The sequence below is a fragment of the Mycobacterium sp. GA-1285 genome (genome assembly GCF_001499905.1).
GTDB lineage: Bacteria > Actinomycetota > Actinomycetes > Mycobacteriales > Mycobacteriaceae > Mycobacterium.
In genome coordinates, this window is record NZ_LQIS01000052.1 from 22,624 (window position 1) to 38,430 (window position 15,807).

The 15,807-nt window shown below is 66.1% G+C and carries 14 protein-coding genes; 6 read left to right on the plus strand and 8 right to left on the minus strand.

All coding sequences use genetic code 11. The features are described from left to right. The first annotated feature begins 18 nt into the window (after positions 1 to 18). The 4 genes from gap to secG are packed head-to-tail and all read left to right on the plus strand — an operon-like array spanning position 19 to position 3,348. Complete coding sequence (gene gap, locus AU193_RS18810; protein WP_064423895.1) at positions 19 to 1,041, plus strand: type I glyceraldehyde-3-phosphate dehydrogenase; 1,023 nt, start codon at positions 19 to 21, stop codon at positions 1,039 to 1,041. 4 nt (positions 1,042 to 1,045) lie between these two features. Next, positions 1,046 to 2,269: a phosphoglycerate kinase gene (pgk, locus tag AU193_RS18815; RefSeq protein ID WP_064423896.1), complete on the plus strand. Its 1,224-nt coding sequence runs from the start codon at positions 1,046 to 1,048 to the stop codon at positions 2,267 to 2,269. Between the two features lie 14 nt (positions 2,270 to 2,283). Further along, a complete protein-coding gene (gene tpiA, locus AU193_RS18820; RefSeq protein WP_064423897.1) occupies positions 2,284 to 3,069 on the plus strand; it encodes a triose-phosphate isomerase in 786 nt (261 codons plus the stop codon). 45 nt (positions 3,070 to 3,114) lie between these two features. Continuing rightward, a complete protein-coding gene (secG, locus tag AU193_RS18825) occupies positions 3,115 to 3,348 on the plus strand; it encodes a preprotein translocase subunit SecG (protein ID WP_064423898.1) in 234 nt (77 codons plus the stop codon). 64 nt (positions 3,349 to 3,412) lie between these two features. Here the strand turns inward: secG and AU193_RS18830 are convergent, their stop codons facing one another. Then, complete coding sequence (locus tag AU193_RS18830; RefSeq protein ID WP_064423899.1) at positions 3,413 to 3,808, minus strand: hypothetical protein; 396 nt, start codon at positions 3,806 to 3,808, stop codon at positions 3,413 to 3,415. A gap of 152 nt (positions 3,809 to 3,960) precedes the next feature. On the opposite strand from AU193_RS18830, the gene ppc reads away from it, so the two are divergent. Then, the gene (gene ppc / locus AU193_RS18835; protein ID WP_064423900.1) at positions 3,961 to 6,762 is read left to right on the plus strand and encodes a phosphoenolpyruvate carboxylase; all 2,802 of its coding nucleotides are present in this window, start codon (positions 3,961 to 3,963) and stop codon (positions 6,760 to 6,762) included. A 10-nt stretch (positions 6,763 to 6,772) separates the two neighbouring features. Here the strand turns inward: ppc and AU193_RS18840 are convergent, their stop codons facing one another. Further along, the gene (locus tag AU193_RS18840) at positions 6,773 to 7,144 is read right to left on the minus strand and encodes a hypothetical protein (protein ID WP_064423901.1); all 372 of its coding nucleotides are present in this window, start codon (positions 7,142 to 7,144) and stop codon (positions 6,773 to 6,775) included. Between the two features lie 213 nt (positions 7,145 to 7,357). Continuing rightward, positions 7,358 to 8,794, minus strand: a complete 1,437-nt coding sequence (locus tag AU193_RS18845) for an HNH endonuclease signature motif containing protein (RefSeq protein ID WP_064423902.1) — start codon at positions 8,792 to 8,794, stop codon at positions 7,358 to 7,360. Positions 8,795 to 8,878: 84 nt separating this feature from the next. On the opposite strand from AU193_RS18845, the gene AU193_RS18850 reads away from it, so the two are divergent. Beyond that, positions 8,879 to 9,379, plus strand: a complete 501-nt coding sequence (locus AU193_RS18850; protein WP_064424050.1) for a nitroreductase family deazaflavin-dependent oxidoreductase — start codon at positions 8,879 to 8,881, stop codon at positions 9,377 to 9,379. Between the two features lie 5 nt (positions 9,380 to 9,384). Here the strand turns inward: AU193_RS18850 and pgl are convergent, their stop codons facing one another. From pgl to tkt, 5 genes are read right to left on the minus strand one after another with little or no spacing between them, the layout of a single operon-like run. Further along, entirely contained in the window at positions 9,385 to 10,122 is a 738-nt protein-coding gene (pgl, locus tag AU193_RS18855) for a 6-phosphogluconolactonase (RefSeq protein ID WP_064423903.1), read from the minus strand. Further along, positions 10,119 to 11,030: a glucose-6-phosphate dehydrogenase assembly protein OpcA gene (gene opcA / locus AU193_RS18860; protein WP_064424051.1), complete on the minus strand. Its 912-nt coding sequence runs from the start codon at positions 11,028 to 11,030 to the stop codon at positions 10,119 to 10,121. Before opcA ends, pgl begins: the two co-directional genes overlap by 4 nt. Continuing rightward, positions 11,027 to 12,553 carry a glucose-6-phosphate dehydrogenase gene (gene zwf, locus AU193_RS18865; protein ID WP_064423904.1) on the minus strand — a complete coding sequence of 509 codons (1,527 nt, stop codon included), beginning with the start codon at positions 12,551 to 12,553 and terminating at the stop codon, positions 11,027 to 11,029. The genes opcA and zwf overlap by 4 nt, the downstream gene beginning before the upstream one ends. Continuing rightward, the gene (tal, locus tag AU193_RS18870) at positions 12,550 to 13,668 is read right to left on the minus strand and encodes a transaldolase (protein ID WP_064423905.1); all 1,119 of its coding nucleotides are present in this window, start codon (positions 13,666 to 13,668) and stop codon (positions 12,550 to 12,552) included. The genes zwf and tal overlap by 4 nt, the downstream gene beginning before the upstream one ends. Before the next feature lie 25 nt (positions 13,669 to 13,693). Next, entirely contained in the window at positions 13,694 to 15,793 is a 2,100-nt protein-coding gene (tkt, locus tag AU193_RS18875; protein ID WP_064423906.1) for a transketolase, read from the minus strand. Between the last annotated feature and the right edge of the window lie 14 nt (positions 15,794 to 15,807).

Genomic DNA, 15,807 nt, shown 5'->3' on the forward strand with positions numbered 1-15,807 from the left:
CGACCAAGGGAGAGACCAGTGACCATCCGGGTAGGCGTGAACGGCTTCGGCCGCATCGGGCGCAACTTCTACCGGGCGCTCGCCGCGCAGAAGGCCGAAGGCAAGAGCACCGACATCGAGATCGTTGCGGTCAACGATCTCACCGACAACGCCACCCTGGCGCATCTGCTGAAGTTCGACTCGATCCTGGGCCGGTTCCCCGCCGAGATCAGCCTCGAAGGTGACGACACCATCGTCGTCGGCGACCAGAAGATCAACGCACTCGAGGTCAAGGAAGGCCCGTCGGCGCTGCCGTGGGGCGATCTCGGGGTGGACGTGGTCGTCGAGTCCACCGGCATCTTCACCAAGCGAGACAAGGCGCAGGGCCACCTGGACGCCGGCGCCAAGAAGGTCGTCATCTCCGCGCCTGCCACCGACGAGGACATCACGATCGTGCTCGGCGTCAACGACGACAAGTACGACGGCAGCCAGAACATCATCTCCAACGCGTCCTGCACCACGAACTGCCTCGGCCCGCTGGCCAAGGTGCTCAACGACGAGTTCGGCATCGTCAAGGGTCTGATGACCACGGTTCACGCCTACACGCAAGACCAGAACCTGCAGGACGGCCCCCATAAGGACCTGCGCCGCGCCCGCGCCGCCGCGCTGAACATCGTGCCCACCTCCACCGGCGCAGCCAAGGCGATCGGCCTGGTGCTGCCCGAACTGAAGGGCAAGCTCGACGGTTACGCGCTGCGCGTGCCGATCCCCACGGGTTCGTGCACCGACCTGACCGCCGAACTGTCGAAGTCGGCCTCCGCCGACGAGATCAACGCGGCGTTCAAGGCCGCCGCGGACGGTCCGCTCAAGGGCATCCTCAAGTACTACGACGCACCGATCGTGTCCAGCGACATCGTCACCGATCCGCACAGCTCGATCTTCGACGCGGGCTTGACCAAGGTGATCGACAACCAGGCCAAGACCGTGTCCTGGTACGACAACGAGTGGGGTTACTCCAACCGGCTGGTCGACCTGGTCGCACTTGTCGGCAAGTCTTTGTAACGCCGTGGCATCAACCTCGATCAAGACGCTTACAGACCTTCTCGCAGAAGGTGTTTCGGATCGCGGTGTGCTGGTCCGCTCGGATCTCAACGTCCCGCTAGACGACGACGGCAACATCACCGACCCCGGCCGCATCACCGCGTCGGTGCCCACGCTCAAAGCGCTGTCCGACGCCGGCGCCAAGGTGATCGTCACCGCGCATCTCGGTCGTCCCAAGGGCGGGCCGGACCCGAAACTGTCGCTGGCCCCGGTCGCAAAGGCGTTGGGGGAGCAACTGGGTCGGCACGTGCAGCTGGCCGGCGATGTCGTCGGCACCGACGCGCTTGCCCGCGCCGAGGGATTGACCGACGGCGACATTCTGCTGCTGGAGAATGTCCGCTTCGATGCCCGCGAGACCAGCAAGGACGACGCCGAACGGATGGCGTTGGCCAGGCAACTGGTCGAACTCGTCGGTGAGGACGGCGCTTTCGTCTCCGACGGTTTCGGTGTGGTGCACCGCAAGCAGGCATCGGTCTACGACGTCGCGACCCTGCTTCCGCACTACGCGGGCACGCTGGTGGCCGCGGAGGTCGACCTGCTCGAGCAGCTGACCACCTCGACCGACCGGCCGTACGCCGTGGTGCTCGGCGGGTCCAAGGTGTCGGACAAGCTGGCGGTCATCGAGTCGCTCGCGGAGAAAGCCGACAGCCTGATCATCGGCGGCGGTATGTGCTTCACCTTCCTTGCGTCGCAAGGTGTTTCGGTCGGCACCTCGCTGCTGGAGGAAGGCATGATCGAGACGTGCCACAAGCTGCTCGACACCTACGCCGACGTCATCCACGTGCCGGTCGACATCGTGGTGGCCGACAGGTTCGCCGCTGATGCCACGGCCGAAATCGTCGCAGCGAACAAGATCCCGGACGACAGGATGGGCCTGGACATCGGGCCCGGCTCGGTCCAGCGGTTCACGACGCTGCTGTCGAACGCGAAGACCATTTTCTGGAACGGGCCGATGGGCGTCTTCGAGTTCCCTGCGTTCTCCGCGGGCACCAAGGGCGTCGCCGAGGCCATCATCGCCGCGACCGCCAAGGGCGGCTTCAGTGTCGTCGGCGGCGGCGATTCGGCTGCGGCGGTCCGTCAGCTCGGCCTGGACGAAGAGGGCTTCTCCCACATTTCGACCGGCGGCGGTGCCTCGCTGGAATACCTTGAAGGCAAGAAGCTGCCCGGTATCGCCGTTTTAGAAGAGTGAGAGGTCCTGGAATCGTGAGCCGCAAGCCGCTGATCGCCGGCAACTGGAAGATGAACCTCAACCACTTCGAGGCGATCGCGTTGGTGCAGAAGATCGCGTTCGCGTTGCCTGCGAAGTACTTTGACAAGGTCGACGTGACGGTGATCCCGCCGTTCACCGACCTACGTAGCGTGCAGACCCTGGTCGACGGCGACAAACTGTTGCTGACCTATGGGGCGCAGGACCTTTCGCAGCACGACTCCGGCGCCTACACCGGCGACGTCAGCGGCGCGTTCCTGGCCAAGCTGGGATGCACCTTCGTCGTCGTCGGGCACTCCGAGCGGCGCACCTACCACCACGAAGACGACGCCCTCGTGGCGGCCAAGGCGGCGGCCGCCTTCCGGCACGGTTTGGTACCGATCATCTGCATCGGGGAGCAACTCGAGGTGCGTGAGGCGGGCAACCACGTCGAGCACAACGTCGAGTCGCTGCGCGGGTCGCTAGCGGGTCTGTCGGCCGAACAGATCGGCCAGGCCGTGATCGCTTACGAGCCGGTGTGGGCCATCGGCACCGGCCGGGTCGCCAGCGCCGCCGACGCGCAGGAGGTCTGCAAGGCCATCCGCGACGAGTTGGGCAAGCTGGCGACGCCGCAGTTGGCGGCCGGGGTCCGGGTGCTGTACGGCGGGTCGGTCAACGCCAAGAACGTCGGCGACATCGTCGCGCAGGAGGACATCGACGGGGCCCTCGTCGGGGGTGCGTCGCTCGACGGCGAGCAGTTCGCGACATTGTCGGCCATCGCAGCCGGCGGGCCCCTGCCCTAGCCGCCGATTGGTGGGCGTCGTCGTCGATTAGGTAGTCTTGCGCCCATGGAATTGGCCCTGCAGATCATCCTGGTCGTGACCAGTGTCCTGGTCGTGCTCCTGGTGCTGCTGCATCGCGCCAAGGGCGGCGGCCTGTCCACGTTGTTCGGTGGCGGCGTCCAGTCCAGCCTGTCGGGGTCGACGGTGGTGGAGAAGAACCTGGACCGGCTGACGTTGTTCGTCACCGGGATCTGGCTCGTCTCGATCGTCGGCGTCGCGCTGCTGATCAAGTACAGCTGACGCGAAGCGCACTGCCGTCGTAGACGGTGCCGACTATTCTTCCCGCGGCGCGGGCTCCTCAGTGCTACGGCGCGAGCACCAGCGGCGGCATGGGGGCCGCCGGTTGCTGCGGTTGAGCCGGCGGCAGCTGCACGACGGGCAGGTCTCCCCGGACCGCACCCGGCCCCTTGGGGGCGGCCGGCTGCTGCTCCGCTTCCTGCGCCTGTGCGGGCGGGGCATAGCAGTTCGGCGATCCGTCGGCCTGGGTGTCGTTCGGGTCACTGGTCGGCACGCCGCCCGAGTCGACGCAGCACAGGTCGGGGTTGCGGACCGTCTGCTTCATGCAATTGTCGTACTGCTCGACGTCCCACGAGCCGTCGTCGGGCGCGGCGGCCGCGGTGGCCGGCCAGGTCAACACGACAAAGGCACCGGCACAGCCGGCGATCATCAGCCGACGCAGAAGTGGAGGTGAATCGGTCATCGTCGGTCCTCGTGACGAGGGTGTGTGATGTGTCAAGCGTGCGCCGGAATCGTGCCGCGGTGTCGGTTTCCGACTTTTTTTCTTGCGTGTTCTGAGCGGTACCGCGGAACTCCCGTCGCGCAGAGCCCGACCGTGACGGCGATACTGAGCGCATGGCCGAACTCCCCGATGCGCTGGAACCGATCGGCGCGGTCCATCGCACCCGGGTCGGGCGTGAGGCGACCGAGCCCATGCGGGAGGACATCCGGCTGCTGGGCACCATCTTGGGCGACACCGTCCGCGAGCAGAACGGCGAGGAGGTGTTCGACCTCGTCGAGCGTGCCCGCGTCGAGTCGTTCCGAGTGCGCCGCTCCGAGATCGACCGCGCGGAGCTGGCGGGGATGTTCGACGGCATCGACATCCACCGAGCGATTCCGGTCATCCGTGCCTTCACCCACTTCGCGCTGTTAGCCAACGTCGCTGAAGACATCCACCGGGAGCGTCGCCGAGCGATCCATGTCGAAGCGGGGGAGCCGCCGCAGAACAGCAGCCTCGCCGCCACCTATGCCAAACTCGACGCCGTCGACCTCGACGCAGGCACCGTCGCCGAAGCCCTAGCCGGGGCGATGGTTTCACCGGTGATCACCGCGCATCCGACCGAGACCAGGCGCCGCACGATCTTCGACACCCAACACCGCATCACCGAGCTGATGCGGTTGCGCCTGCACGGATACGGTCCGTCCGACGGTCGCGATATCGAGCGTGAGCTGCGCCGCCATATCCTGACGCTGTGGCAAACAGCGCTGGTTCGCTTGTCCCGCTTGAAGATTCAGGACGAGATCGAGACCGGGCTGCGGTACTACCCCGCCGCGTTCTTCGAAGTCGTACCGCAGGTGAACGCCGACGTGCGCACCCAGCTGCAGGCCCGTTGGCCCGATGCCGGGCTGCTGGACGAGCCGATCGTGCGCCCGGGGTCGTGGATCGGCGGGGATCGGGACGGCAACCCCAACGTCACCGCCGACGTCGTCCGACGCGCGACTGGCAGAGCGGCGTACATGGCACTGGATCACTACTTCACTGAGATCACAGCGCTGGAAGAGGAGCTGTCGATGTCGGCGCGGCTCGTGCGGATCAGCGAGGGCCTCGAGGCACTGGCGGCCCGCTGCGAAGAACCCGCCCGGGCCGACGAGCCCTACCGGCGAGCTCTGCGGGTCATCCACTCCCGGCTGACGTCGACGGCGAAGGAGATTCTCGACGAGCAGCCCGAGCACGAACTCGACTTGGGGCTCGAGCGCTATGAGTCAGCCGGCGAGTTGCTCGCCGACTTGGACGTGGTCGACGAGTCGTTGCGGAGCCACGGTAGCGCGGTGCTGGCCGACGACCGGCTGGCCAAATTGCGGGAAGCGTTGCGCACGTTCGGGTTTCACCTCTGCGGTCTCGACATGCGGCAGAACTCCGACGTGCACGAGGAGGTCGTCGCCGAGCTGCTGGCGTGGGCGGGTGTGCACCCCGACTACGGCTCGCTGACTGAGGCCGAACGAGTAGAGCTGCTCGCAGGCGAGCTGTCGACCCGCCGTCCGCTGGTCAAGCCTGGTGCTGAACTGTCCGAGCTGGCCCGTAAAGAGCTCGACATCGTGGCGGCGGCCGCTCGGGCGGTGCGGGTCTTCGGGACGCGGGCGGTGCCGAACTACATCATCTCGATGTGCGAGTCCGTGTCGGACATGCTCGAGGCGGGGATCCTGCTCAAAGAGGCCGGGCTGCTCGACATCTCCGCGAAGGAGCCGTACGTGCCCGTCGGCATCGTGCCGTTGTTCGAGACCATCGATGATTTGCAGCATGGCTCGTCGATTCTCGAAGCGGCGCTGGATCTTCCGGTGTACCGGTCGATCGTGTCGGCACGCGGCGAGAGTCAGGAGGTGATGCTCGGCTACTCCGACTCCAACAAGGACGGCGGCTACCTCGCGGCGAACTGGGCGCTGTACAGGGCGGAACTCGATCTGGTGGAATCGGCGCGCAAGACCGGAATACGGTTGCGCCTCTTCCACGGCCGCGGGGGCACCGTTGGTCGAGGCGGCGGCCCGAGCTACGACGCCATCTTGGCCCAGCCGCCGGGCGCGGTGAACGGATCGCTGCGCCTCACCGAGCAGGGCGAGGTGATCGCGGCGAAGTACGCCGAACCCCAAGTCGCGAATCGCAATCTCGAGACCCTTGTGGCCGCCACGTTGGAGGCCACGCTGCTCGACGTGGAAGGTCTCGGCGACGACGCCGGTCCGGCTTATGAATTGCTCGACGACCTGGCGGCCCGCGCTCAGCACGCGTACGCCGAACTGGTCCATGAGACACCGGGTTTCGTCGAGTACTTCAAGGCGTCGACGCCGGTGAGCGAGATCGGCGCGCTCAACATCGGTAGTCGCCCGTCGTCGCGGAAGCCGACGACGTCGATCGCGGACTTGCGGGCGATCCCGTGGGTGCTGGCGTGGAGCCAGTCGCGGGTGATGCTGCCCGGCTGGTACGGCACGGGTAAGGCTTTCGAGGAGTGGATCGCCGAGGGTCCGGAGTCGGAGGAGGACCGCGTCGAGGTTTTACAGGATCTGTATCGCCGCTGGCCGTTCTTCCGTACCGTGCTGTCGAACATGGCGCAGGTGTTGGCGAAATCCGATCTGGGGTTGGCGGCCCGATACTCCGAGTTGGTCGACGACGAGGAGTTGCGGCGGCGGGTGTTCGACAAGATAGCCGCCGAGCACGAGCGCACGATCCGGATGCACAAGCTCATCACCGGCCAAGATGATTTGCTGGCCGACAACCCGGCGCTGGCCCGATCGGTGTTCAACCGCTTCCCCTACCTGGAGCCGCTGAACCATCTTCAGGTCGAGTTGCTGCGCCGCTACCGATCCGGGGACGACGACGAACTGGTCCAGCGCGGAATCCTTCTGACGATGAGCGGTTTGGCGACCGCCCTGCGCAACAGCGGCTAGGGTACGAGCGTTACAGGCCGGCGGACCGACGTACCTTGTTCACGGCCCCGCGCACGGCCTGCTCCGTCGCGGCCAATGGTCCGAGCACGGACTCACCGAGGCCGACAATGTGCTCCACGCGCGTGACGATGCCCTCCATCCGGTCCACCACCCCGTTCAGCCGCGGCGCGAGTTCATTGATCTGGCTGATCGTGCCGTTGAACCGCTCGAGCGTGGCGTCGAGATTCTCCGTGGATCTGTTCAGATCCTCGAGGGTCTCGCTCAGGCCCTCCAGGATGGTGTCGACCTGCTCGACGGTGACGTCGGCGTTGAGCGCCGCTTGGGCGAGCTTTCTGATGCGTTCCGGGCCTGTGCGGACCGGTCGACCACCCTTGTCTGCCATGGGGGCCATTATGACGGCAGCCGGGGAACCGCTGGGGGTAACCCGGCGTCTGAACACATGTGAGCGCGAAGGAAACCACGTCACGGCAGTGCCCGATGGATCCGCGAGTCGTCATGGTCGGATCGGACGCCACGACCGCAAGCGCCGACTACGACGCGGGCTTCCGCGACGGACACAATGATGATCTCTCGGCCCTCTCAGGCTGAACGCTGGTCAGAACGGCGGTGGTTCGTCGTCCCTGGCGAGTCGTTCGGCGAGGAGCAACTCTTTGCGAGCGATGCGCTCGGCGTTGTGTTGCCGCTCCAGCGCGATCCGATATGCCTTGTCCTCTGCGCGGGTGCGCCTGCGGATTGGCATCTTCGCGCCTCGATGAAGATCGTCTGGCCCGTCCGGGTGCGGGGCGACCACGATGTCGCCCGTGGGCCGGCCCAGCTGTTCGAAGAACTCGGCACCGCTGGGGGTGGTGGTGTACGTCTGGCCGCTGGGCGCCGTCCATATGACCGTGCCGTCCGCGAGTTGTCGGTCTGACCACCCGTCGGCACCGCACCAGAAAGTTTTCAGCAGATGGTGAAACCCGCAGAGTAGCTTCAAGTTTGATGGATGGGTGGGTCCCATTGGATACGGGACCGTATGGTCGATCTGGCACGCAGACGCCGGCACATCGCATCCGGGAAAGCGGCACGTCAGGTCACGCCATCGGATGAAACGAGCTAACGCCGCCGACGGCCGGTAGCCCTGCTGGGGGCAGGGTTCGGGCAGCGGAACAGGGCGCACCCGCGCGGTCGCGATCATCTCCCGCAACATCGAGGCGGGCACCGCGCCGAAGCCTGGCAGGTATCCCGGGTTGTCGGACCGGCCCTCGATCGTGGCCTGCTCGGCGATCACATTGACGACGACCTGACTCGTTGGCTCGCCAGGAGACCCGTTCTGGCAATCCTCGCCGCCGCAGCCGCACTCGAGCCGCATCTGCCCTGCGCTCATCGCCGTCATGGCGTCCGCACGGCGCTGCGAAATCGTGCGCGGATCGTCGCGACATACCGTTGCGGCAATCTCATCGAGGCGCGTGTCGAAAGCCACGCCGTCGGCAAAGGCGAGTCTGGCCCAGATTCCGACCATTCCTGGACTGATCGGACCGACCTCGACGTAGCGGTCGTCGCTGGGCGGCTTCGGTTCCCGAACCCCGTCCGGGTCGAACTTCTCCACCCACATGTCGATGCGCTCGTGCAGCTTCGGCCCGGACAACTTCATCCATTTCGGCGACCATTTCGCGAAAGCCGCGTCGAGTCGGGCAAGGCGATCGTCGTCCTTGACATTGGAGCTGCGGTTGACCAGGGCGGTCATCATCCGAAAGTCGATCTGTCCGCTCGCGAAGACCTCGGCGACCTTGGGCAAGCGTTCGCGCAGATCGATGGCGTAGTGCAGGCGACTGGCCGCTCGCCCGCGGCTGATGTTCAGTGCCGCCGCGATCTCGGCAACCACGTTGGCGTGTCCGTCGATCGCCCAGTTCGCCCGCTCATCGTCGTCATCTGGAGCACGGCGGGCATAGAGCTCGCCGATGGCCATTAGCTCGCGGCCACAAGCTGCGCTCTGTTCGCGCGATGACGCGGCAATGGTCTCAACCACCGCCGCATCGTCGAAATTCTCGAACATGTGTTCGATACTACTCGCGTACCCTGACAAGTCGCGGTGCTCGATACCTCTTCAGCCATGGGCACAATCCGGGAGAATGCGGCTGTGTCGGCCCGCTCCTTCGGCGAAGCCAATGGCTTCCATCGGGTGATGCGCCGCGTTGCCGGAACGAAGGCGGGCCGTGTGATCTTTCGTCCGACGGCACACCGCTTGGACCAGTTGGTCAGCAAGCTCAGCGGTGGGAGGTACAGCTTCGCCGGGATCGCCGCCGGCCTTCCCACGGTCATCCTCACCACCACCGGCGCCAAATCTGGAAAGCCGCGGACGGTAGCGCTTTTGGGGATCCCACACGCCGAGGGCGTGGCGGTGGTCGCGGCGAATTACGGCGGTGCCACACACCCAGGCTGGTACTACAACCTCAGGGCGAACCCGTCGGCACGGGTCACGATCGAGGGCGATACCTGGGATGCCACCGCCCGGCTGGCCACACCGGACGAACGCGAAGAGATATGGGGGAGAGGCGTCAACCTGTATCCCGGTCTCACGAAGGAGGAAGTGTGGGCCGGCGAACGGCGGATCGAGGCCTTCGTGCTGGAGCGGCACTGAGAGGGTCAGAGCTTGCTTGCCGCGGCCTCGTCGAGCAGCCACACCGTCGCCTCCCAACCCACCGCACCGGCGGCAGGCACGTCGTCGGCCTCAGCGCCGCCGATCGCCGCCGCGACCGCATCGGCCTTCGCCTCACCGGAGACCACCAACCACACCTCCCGCGACCGTTGAATCGCGGGCAGCGTCAACGTGATCCGGCGCGGCGGCGGCTTGGGGGAGTCCTCGACACCGACCACCAGGCGCTCGGTCTCACGCACCGCAGGGGTGTGAGGAAACAGCGAGTTGACGTGTCCCTCGCCGCCCATCCCCAGCAGGTGCACGTCGAAGTCGGGCGCCGGCTCACCATCGTCGGCGTTGGCGGCCAGCACCTGCTCGTAGTCGGCCGCGGCGGCGTCGAGGTCGTCGCCGAACTCAGCGCCGCTGGCGGCCATCGGGTGCACGTTCGAGGCCGGGACATCCACGTGATCCAGCAGCGCCTCGCGGGCCTGCTTGTCGTTGCGCTCGTCGTCGTCTGCCGGGACGAAGCGATCGTCTCCCCAGTAGAGATGCACCTTCGCCCAGTCGATCTCGGCGCCCTTCTCGGCCACGCGCTTCAACAGCCCGGTGCCGGTGCCCCCGCCCGTGAGCACGATGTGTGCCGATCCGCGCTTGTCGATGGCTGTGACGATCGCCGCGACAAGCCGATCGCCGGCGGCCGTCACCAACGTCGCGGTGTCCGGATAACGCTCGATGGTGGTGCTCACGCGTATTGCACCTTGTCGATTCCCTGCAGCGCCTCGTGGTAGATCTCATCGGGGTCGAGCCTGCGTAGATCCTCGGCCAGGCACTCCTTGGCTTCCCTGCGCGCCAGGGGGATTCGCGCCTCCGGTCGGCTGGTGCGGCTCAGCGTCGCGGTGACGCCATGCTGAGGCCGCCGCAAAGTGATCGTCTCACCGACGCGAATCAGCTCGACCTTCAACTCGCCTACCTGCCGGTGCACCGGACCCTCGATTCGAGCGGCGAGCCAACCCGCCAACACGTCGAGCGACGGCTCGTTCCCCAGACCCGACACCACCGCAGACGCGATCGGCTCGTGCGGTTCCTGATCGACGGCCGCGGCCAGCAGTGCCCGCCAGTACGTGATTCGAGCCCAGCACAGGTCGGTGTCCCCGGCGGTGTAGCCGCCCAACCGCCCCTTGATCGCGGCCAACGGATCGGAACACTGCGTCGCGTTGGTGATCCGGCGAATGGCCAACCGGCCCAAGGGGTCCTCGGCCGGTACCTCGGGTCCACCCGCGGGCCACCACGCCACCACCGGTGTATCCGGCAAGAGGAAAGGCAGCACCACGGCGCTCGCATGGTCGGCGAGCTCGCCGTGCAGGCGCAGCGCGACGATCTCCCCGGCCCCCGCGTCACCACCGACGCGTAGCTGCGCGTCCAACCGTGCGTCGTCGGCGTTCCGGTCTCCGGGCACCACGACGATCACCCGACACGGGTGCTCTCGGCTGGCGAAGTTGGCCGCCTCGATCGAATCCTCCAGTAGCTCACCGGAATCGAGGGAGATCACCAGCGTGAGCACCCGGCTCAGCGTGATCGCCCCACCCTCCTCGCGCAGACCGGTGATCTTCTTGTTGATGTCGTTCGTGTTCGTGTCCGGCAGATCGACTATCACGGCCGCCTCCATTCCCGGCCCATGCGATGCAGCATCTCGTCGGCTGAGGCCGGACCCCAGGTACCCGACTCGTACGCCTCGGGCCTACCGTGTGCGGCCCAGTAGTCCAGCACAGGATCCAAGATCTCCCAGGACAATTCGACTTCCCTGTTCACCGGGAACAACGACGGTTCACCGAGCAGCACGTCGAGGATCAGCCGTTCGTAGGCTTCGGGGGAGTCCTCGGCGAACGCCGATCCATACGAGAAGTCCATGTTGACGTCGCGGACCTCCATCGCGCTGCCGGGCACCTTAGAACCGAATCGGATCGTGATGCCCTCGTCGGGCTGCACCCTGATCACCAAGGCGTTCTGGCCGAGTTCCTCGGTCATGGTCTTGTCGAACGGCAGGTGCGGCGCCCGCTTGAAAATCAGCGCGATCTCAGTCACCCTGCGCCCCAACCGCTTTCCGGTACGCAGGAAGAACGGCACACCGGCCCACCGCCGGGTGTCGACCTCCAGGGCGATGGCCGCGTAGGTCTCGGTCTTCGAATCCTTCGAGAAGCCCTCCTCTTCGAGCAGGCCCACCACCTTCTCGCTGCCCTGCCACCCGGCCGTGTACTGTCCGCGCGCGGTCGTCTCGTTCAGTGGCTGCATCGGCCGCGTAGCCGAGAACACCTTGATCTTCTCGATCTGCAGTTCTTTCGGGCCGAAGCTGACCGGCTCCTCCATCGCGGTCAGGGCCAGCAGTTGCAAGAGATGGTTCTGGATGACGTCGCGTGCGGCACCGACTCCGTCGTAGTAGCCTCCCCGCCCGCCGAGCCCGATGTCCTCGGCCATCGTGATCTGCACACTGTCGACGTAGTTGTTGTTCCAGATCGGCTCGTACAATTCGTTGGCGAACCGCAGCGCGAGGATGTTCTGCACGGTCTCCTTCCCGAGGTAGTGGTCGATGCGAAACACCGACTCCTCGGGGAACACGCTGTTGACGACCGCGTTGAGTTCCTGCGCGCTCGCCAGGTCGTGACCGAACGGCTTCTCGATCACCACCCGGCTCCAGCGCCCCTCCTGCGGGTTGGCCAGCCCGGACTTGTGTAGCTGCTCGCACACCTGCTGGAACGCGTTCGGCGGAATGGACAGATAGAAGACGTGATTGCCGCCCGTTCCGCGTTCGGCATCGAGCTTGTCGAGCGTCTCAGCGAGTCGGCCGAACGCTGCATCGTCGTCGAAAGTGCCTTGGACGAACCGGAATCCCTCGGCCAGCCGGTCCCACACCTCCTGGCGGAACGGCGTGCGGGCATGCTGCTTCACCGCCTCGTAGACCACCTGGCCGAAATCTTCGTCGGCCCAGTCCCTTCGGGCGAATCCGATCAGCGAGAACGACGGCGGCAGCAGGCCGCGGTTGGCCAGGTCGTAGATCGCCGGCATCAGCTTCTTACGCGACAGGTCACCGGTGACGCCGAAGATGACGATCCCGCACGGCCCCGCGATCCGGGGCATCCGCTTGTCGCGCTTGTCGCGAAGCGGATTGACCCAGGCCGTCATTTCTTGCGGGCGTCGAGCTGTTCCTGCGTCGCCTCGAGCAACTCGAGCCACGACTTCTCGAATTTCTCCACGCCCTCGTCTTCGAGGAGCCGGAACACGTCGGGCAGGTCGATTCCGATCGACGAGAGCTTGTCGAACAGCGCCTGCGACTCGTCGGCCGTGCCGGTCACGGTGTCACCGGTGATCACGCCGTGCTCGGCGACCGCGTCGATCGTCTTCTCCGGCATGGTGTTCACCGTGTTCGGGGCGACCAACTCGGTGACGTACAACGTGTCCGAGTACTCGGGATTCTTCACGCCGGTGGACGCCCACAGTGGACGCTGGACGCGGGCGCCGGAACCCTTGAGCGCTTCGTAGCGTTTGCCGCCGACGAACACTTCTTCATAAGCGGCGTAGGCCAACCGCGCGTTGGCGACCCCGGCCTTACCCCGCAGGTCCATCGCCTCCTGCGACCCGATCTTCTCCAGGCGTTTGTCGATCTCGGTGTCCACCCGGGACACGAAGAACGAAGCGACCGAATGGATCTTGGACAGGTCGTGGCCGGCCTCCTTGGCCTTCTCCAGGCCCTCGAGGTAGGCGTCCATCACGAGCCGGTGGCGTTCCACCGAGAAGATCAGCGTCACGTTGACCGAGATGCCCTCGGCGATCACGGCAGTGATCGCTGGTAGGCCTGCCATCGTCGCCGGGATCTTGATCAGCAGGTTGGGCCGGTCGACGGTCTTCCACAGATCGATCGCCTGCAGGACGGTCTTGTCGGTGTCGTGAGCCAACCGTGGGTCAACCTCGATCGAGACCCGGCCGTCCACGCCGTCGGAGAGCTCATTTTGCTTGGCCAACACGTCGCACGCGTTGCGGACATCGTCGGTGGTGACGGTGCGGATGGTGGCGTCGACATCGGCGCCGCGCTCGGCCAGCTCCTTGACCTGGCCGTCGTAGGCGTGCCCCTTGGACAGCGCGGCCTGGAATATCGAGGGGTTGGTGGTCACCCCGACGACGCTCTTGGTATCGATGAGCTCTTGGAGGTTCCCTGACTGCAGTCGGTCGCGCGACAGATCGTCGAGCCACACCGAAACGCCTGCCGCGGACAACGCCGCGAGATTCGGATTCTGAGCCATAGCTGTGCCTTTCCTACCGTTCGCCTCAGTTGTCTATCGATCGCTCCGCGGCGGCCACCACGGCCTCGGGCGTGAACCCGAACTCACGGAACAACGTCTTGTCGTCGGCGGACTCGCCGTAGTGCTCGATCGAGATGATCTCCCCGGTGTCGCCGACGAGCTTGTACCAGCTCTGGGCGACGGCCGCCTCGACCGCCACGCGCGCCGAAACGCTGGGAGGCAGAACCGAATCGCGGTACTCCTGCGGCTGCGATTCGAACCATTCCACACACGGCATCGACACCACATAGGCGGTGATGTCCTTTTCCGCCAACTGCTTTCTCGCCTCCACCGCCAGCTGTAGTTCCGAGCCCGTCGCGATGATGATCACATCCGCGTCGCGCACTTCTTCGGGGGAAGCGCCGCCGAGGACGTAGCCGCCACGGGCCACCCCGTCCGCATCGGTGCCCTCCAGCACGGGGATGCCCTGGCGGGTCAGGATGAAACCGACCGGACCGCTGCCGTTGCCGCGAGAGATGATGCTGCGCCAGGCATACGCCGTTTCGTTGGGGTCACCCGGTCGAACCACGGACAGGTTCGGGATCGCGCGCAGCGCCGCCAGGTGCTCGATCGGCTGGTGGGTCGGGCCGTCCTCACCGAGACCGATCGAGTCGTGGGTCCAGATGTAGATGGTGTCGATGTCCATCAGAGACGCGAGCCGCACCGCGGGCCGCATGTAATCGGAGAACTGCAGGAACGTGCCACCGAACGCGCGGGTCGGGCCGTGCAGCACGATACCCGACAGGATCGCGCCCATCGCGTGCTCGCGGACGCCGAAGTGCAACACCCGGCCGTACCAGTCCGCTGTGAAGTCCGCCGTCGAAATCGACGGCGGCCCAAACGACTTCACACCTTTGATCGTGGTGTTGTTACTGCCCGCGAGGTCGGCAGAACCACCCCACAACTCCGGCAGCTTCGGCGCGACGTCGTTGAGCACCTGGCCGAACGCGGCGCGGGTGGCCAGCGGCTTGGAGCCCGGCTCCCAGTAGGTCAGGTCGGAATCCCAGCCGTCGGGCAGTTCCTGAGCCAACAGCCGGTCCAGCAGTTCCTTGCGCTCGGACTCACGCTCGGCCCACGCGTCAAAGTCGGTCTGCCACTTGGCGTGTGCTTCCTTACCGCGCTGCACGAGCTTGCGGGTGTGCTCGATGACCTCGTCGCGCACCTCGAACGTCTTGTCGGGATCGAAGCCGAGGATCTTCTTGGTGGCCGCGACTTCTTCCTCGCCGAGCGCCGAGCCGTGCACACCGCCGGTGTTCATCTTGTTGGGCGCCGGATAGCCGATGATCGTCCGCAGGGCGATGAACGACGGCTTGTCGGTCACCTTCTTCGCCTCGGCGATAGCCTGCTCTATACCGACGACGTTCTCGCCGCCCTCCACCTCCTGCACATGCCAGCCGTAGGCGCGGTAGCGTGCCGCGACGTCTTCGGAGAGCGCGATGTTGGTGTCGTGCTCGATCGAGATCTGGTTCTTGTCGTAGAAGACGATCAGGTTGCCGAGTTGCTGGGTGCCGGCCAGCGACGACGCCTCGCTGGTGATGCCCTCCTCGATGTCGCCGTCCGAGGCGATGACGTAGATGTAGTGGTCGAACGGGCTCTCACCCCAGGGTGTGTCGGGGTCGAACAAACCGCGCTCGTAGCGCGAGGCCATCGCCATGCCGACCGCGGATGCGAGGCCCTGTCCGAGCGGGCCGGTCGTGATCTCCACACCCTTGGTGTGGCGGAACTCCGGATGGCCGGGGGTCTTCGACTTGAACGTCCGCAGGGCCTGGATGTCGGAGAGTTCCAGCCCGAAGCCGCCGAGATAGAGCTGGATGTAGAGCGTCAGGCTGGAATGCCCGGCCGAGAGCACGAAGCGGTCCCGACCGAGCCAATGCACGTCGCTGGGATCGTGGCGCATCTGGCGCTGGAAGAGCGTGTAGGCCAGCGGCGCGAGGCTCATCGCGGTTCCCGGGTGGCCGTTGCCGACCTTCTGCACCGCGTCGGCCGCCAGCACCCGGACGGTGTCGACCGCCAGCGAGTCGACGTCGGTCCAGTCCTCGGGGTGGTTCGGGCGGGTCAGCTCGGAAATTTCTTCGAGTGTGGTCACAGGCGGACTCCTGG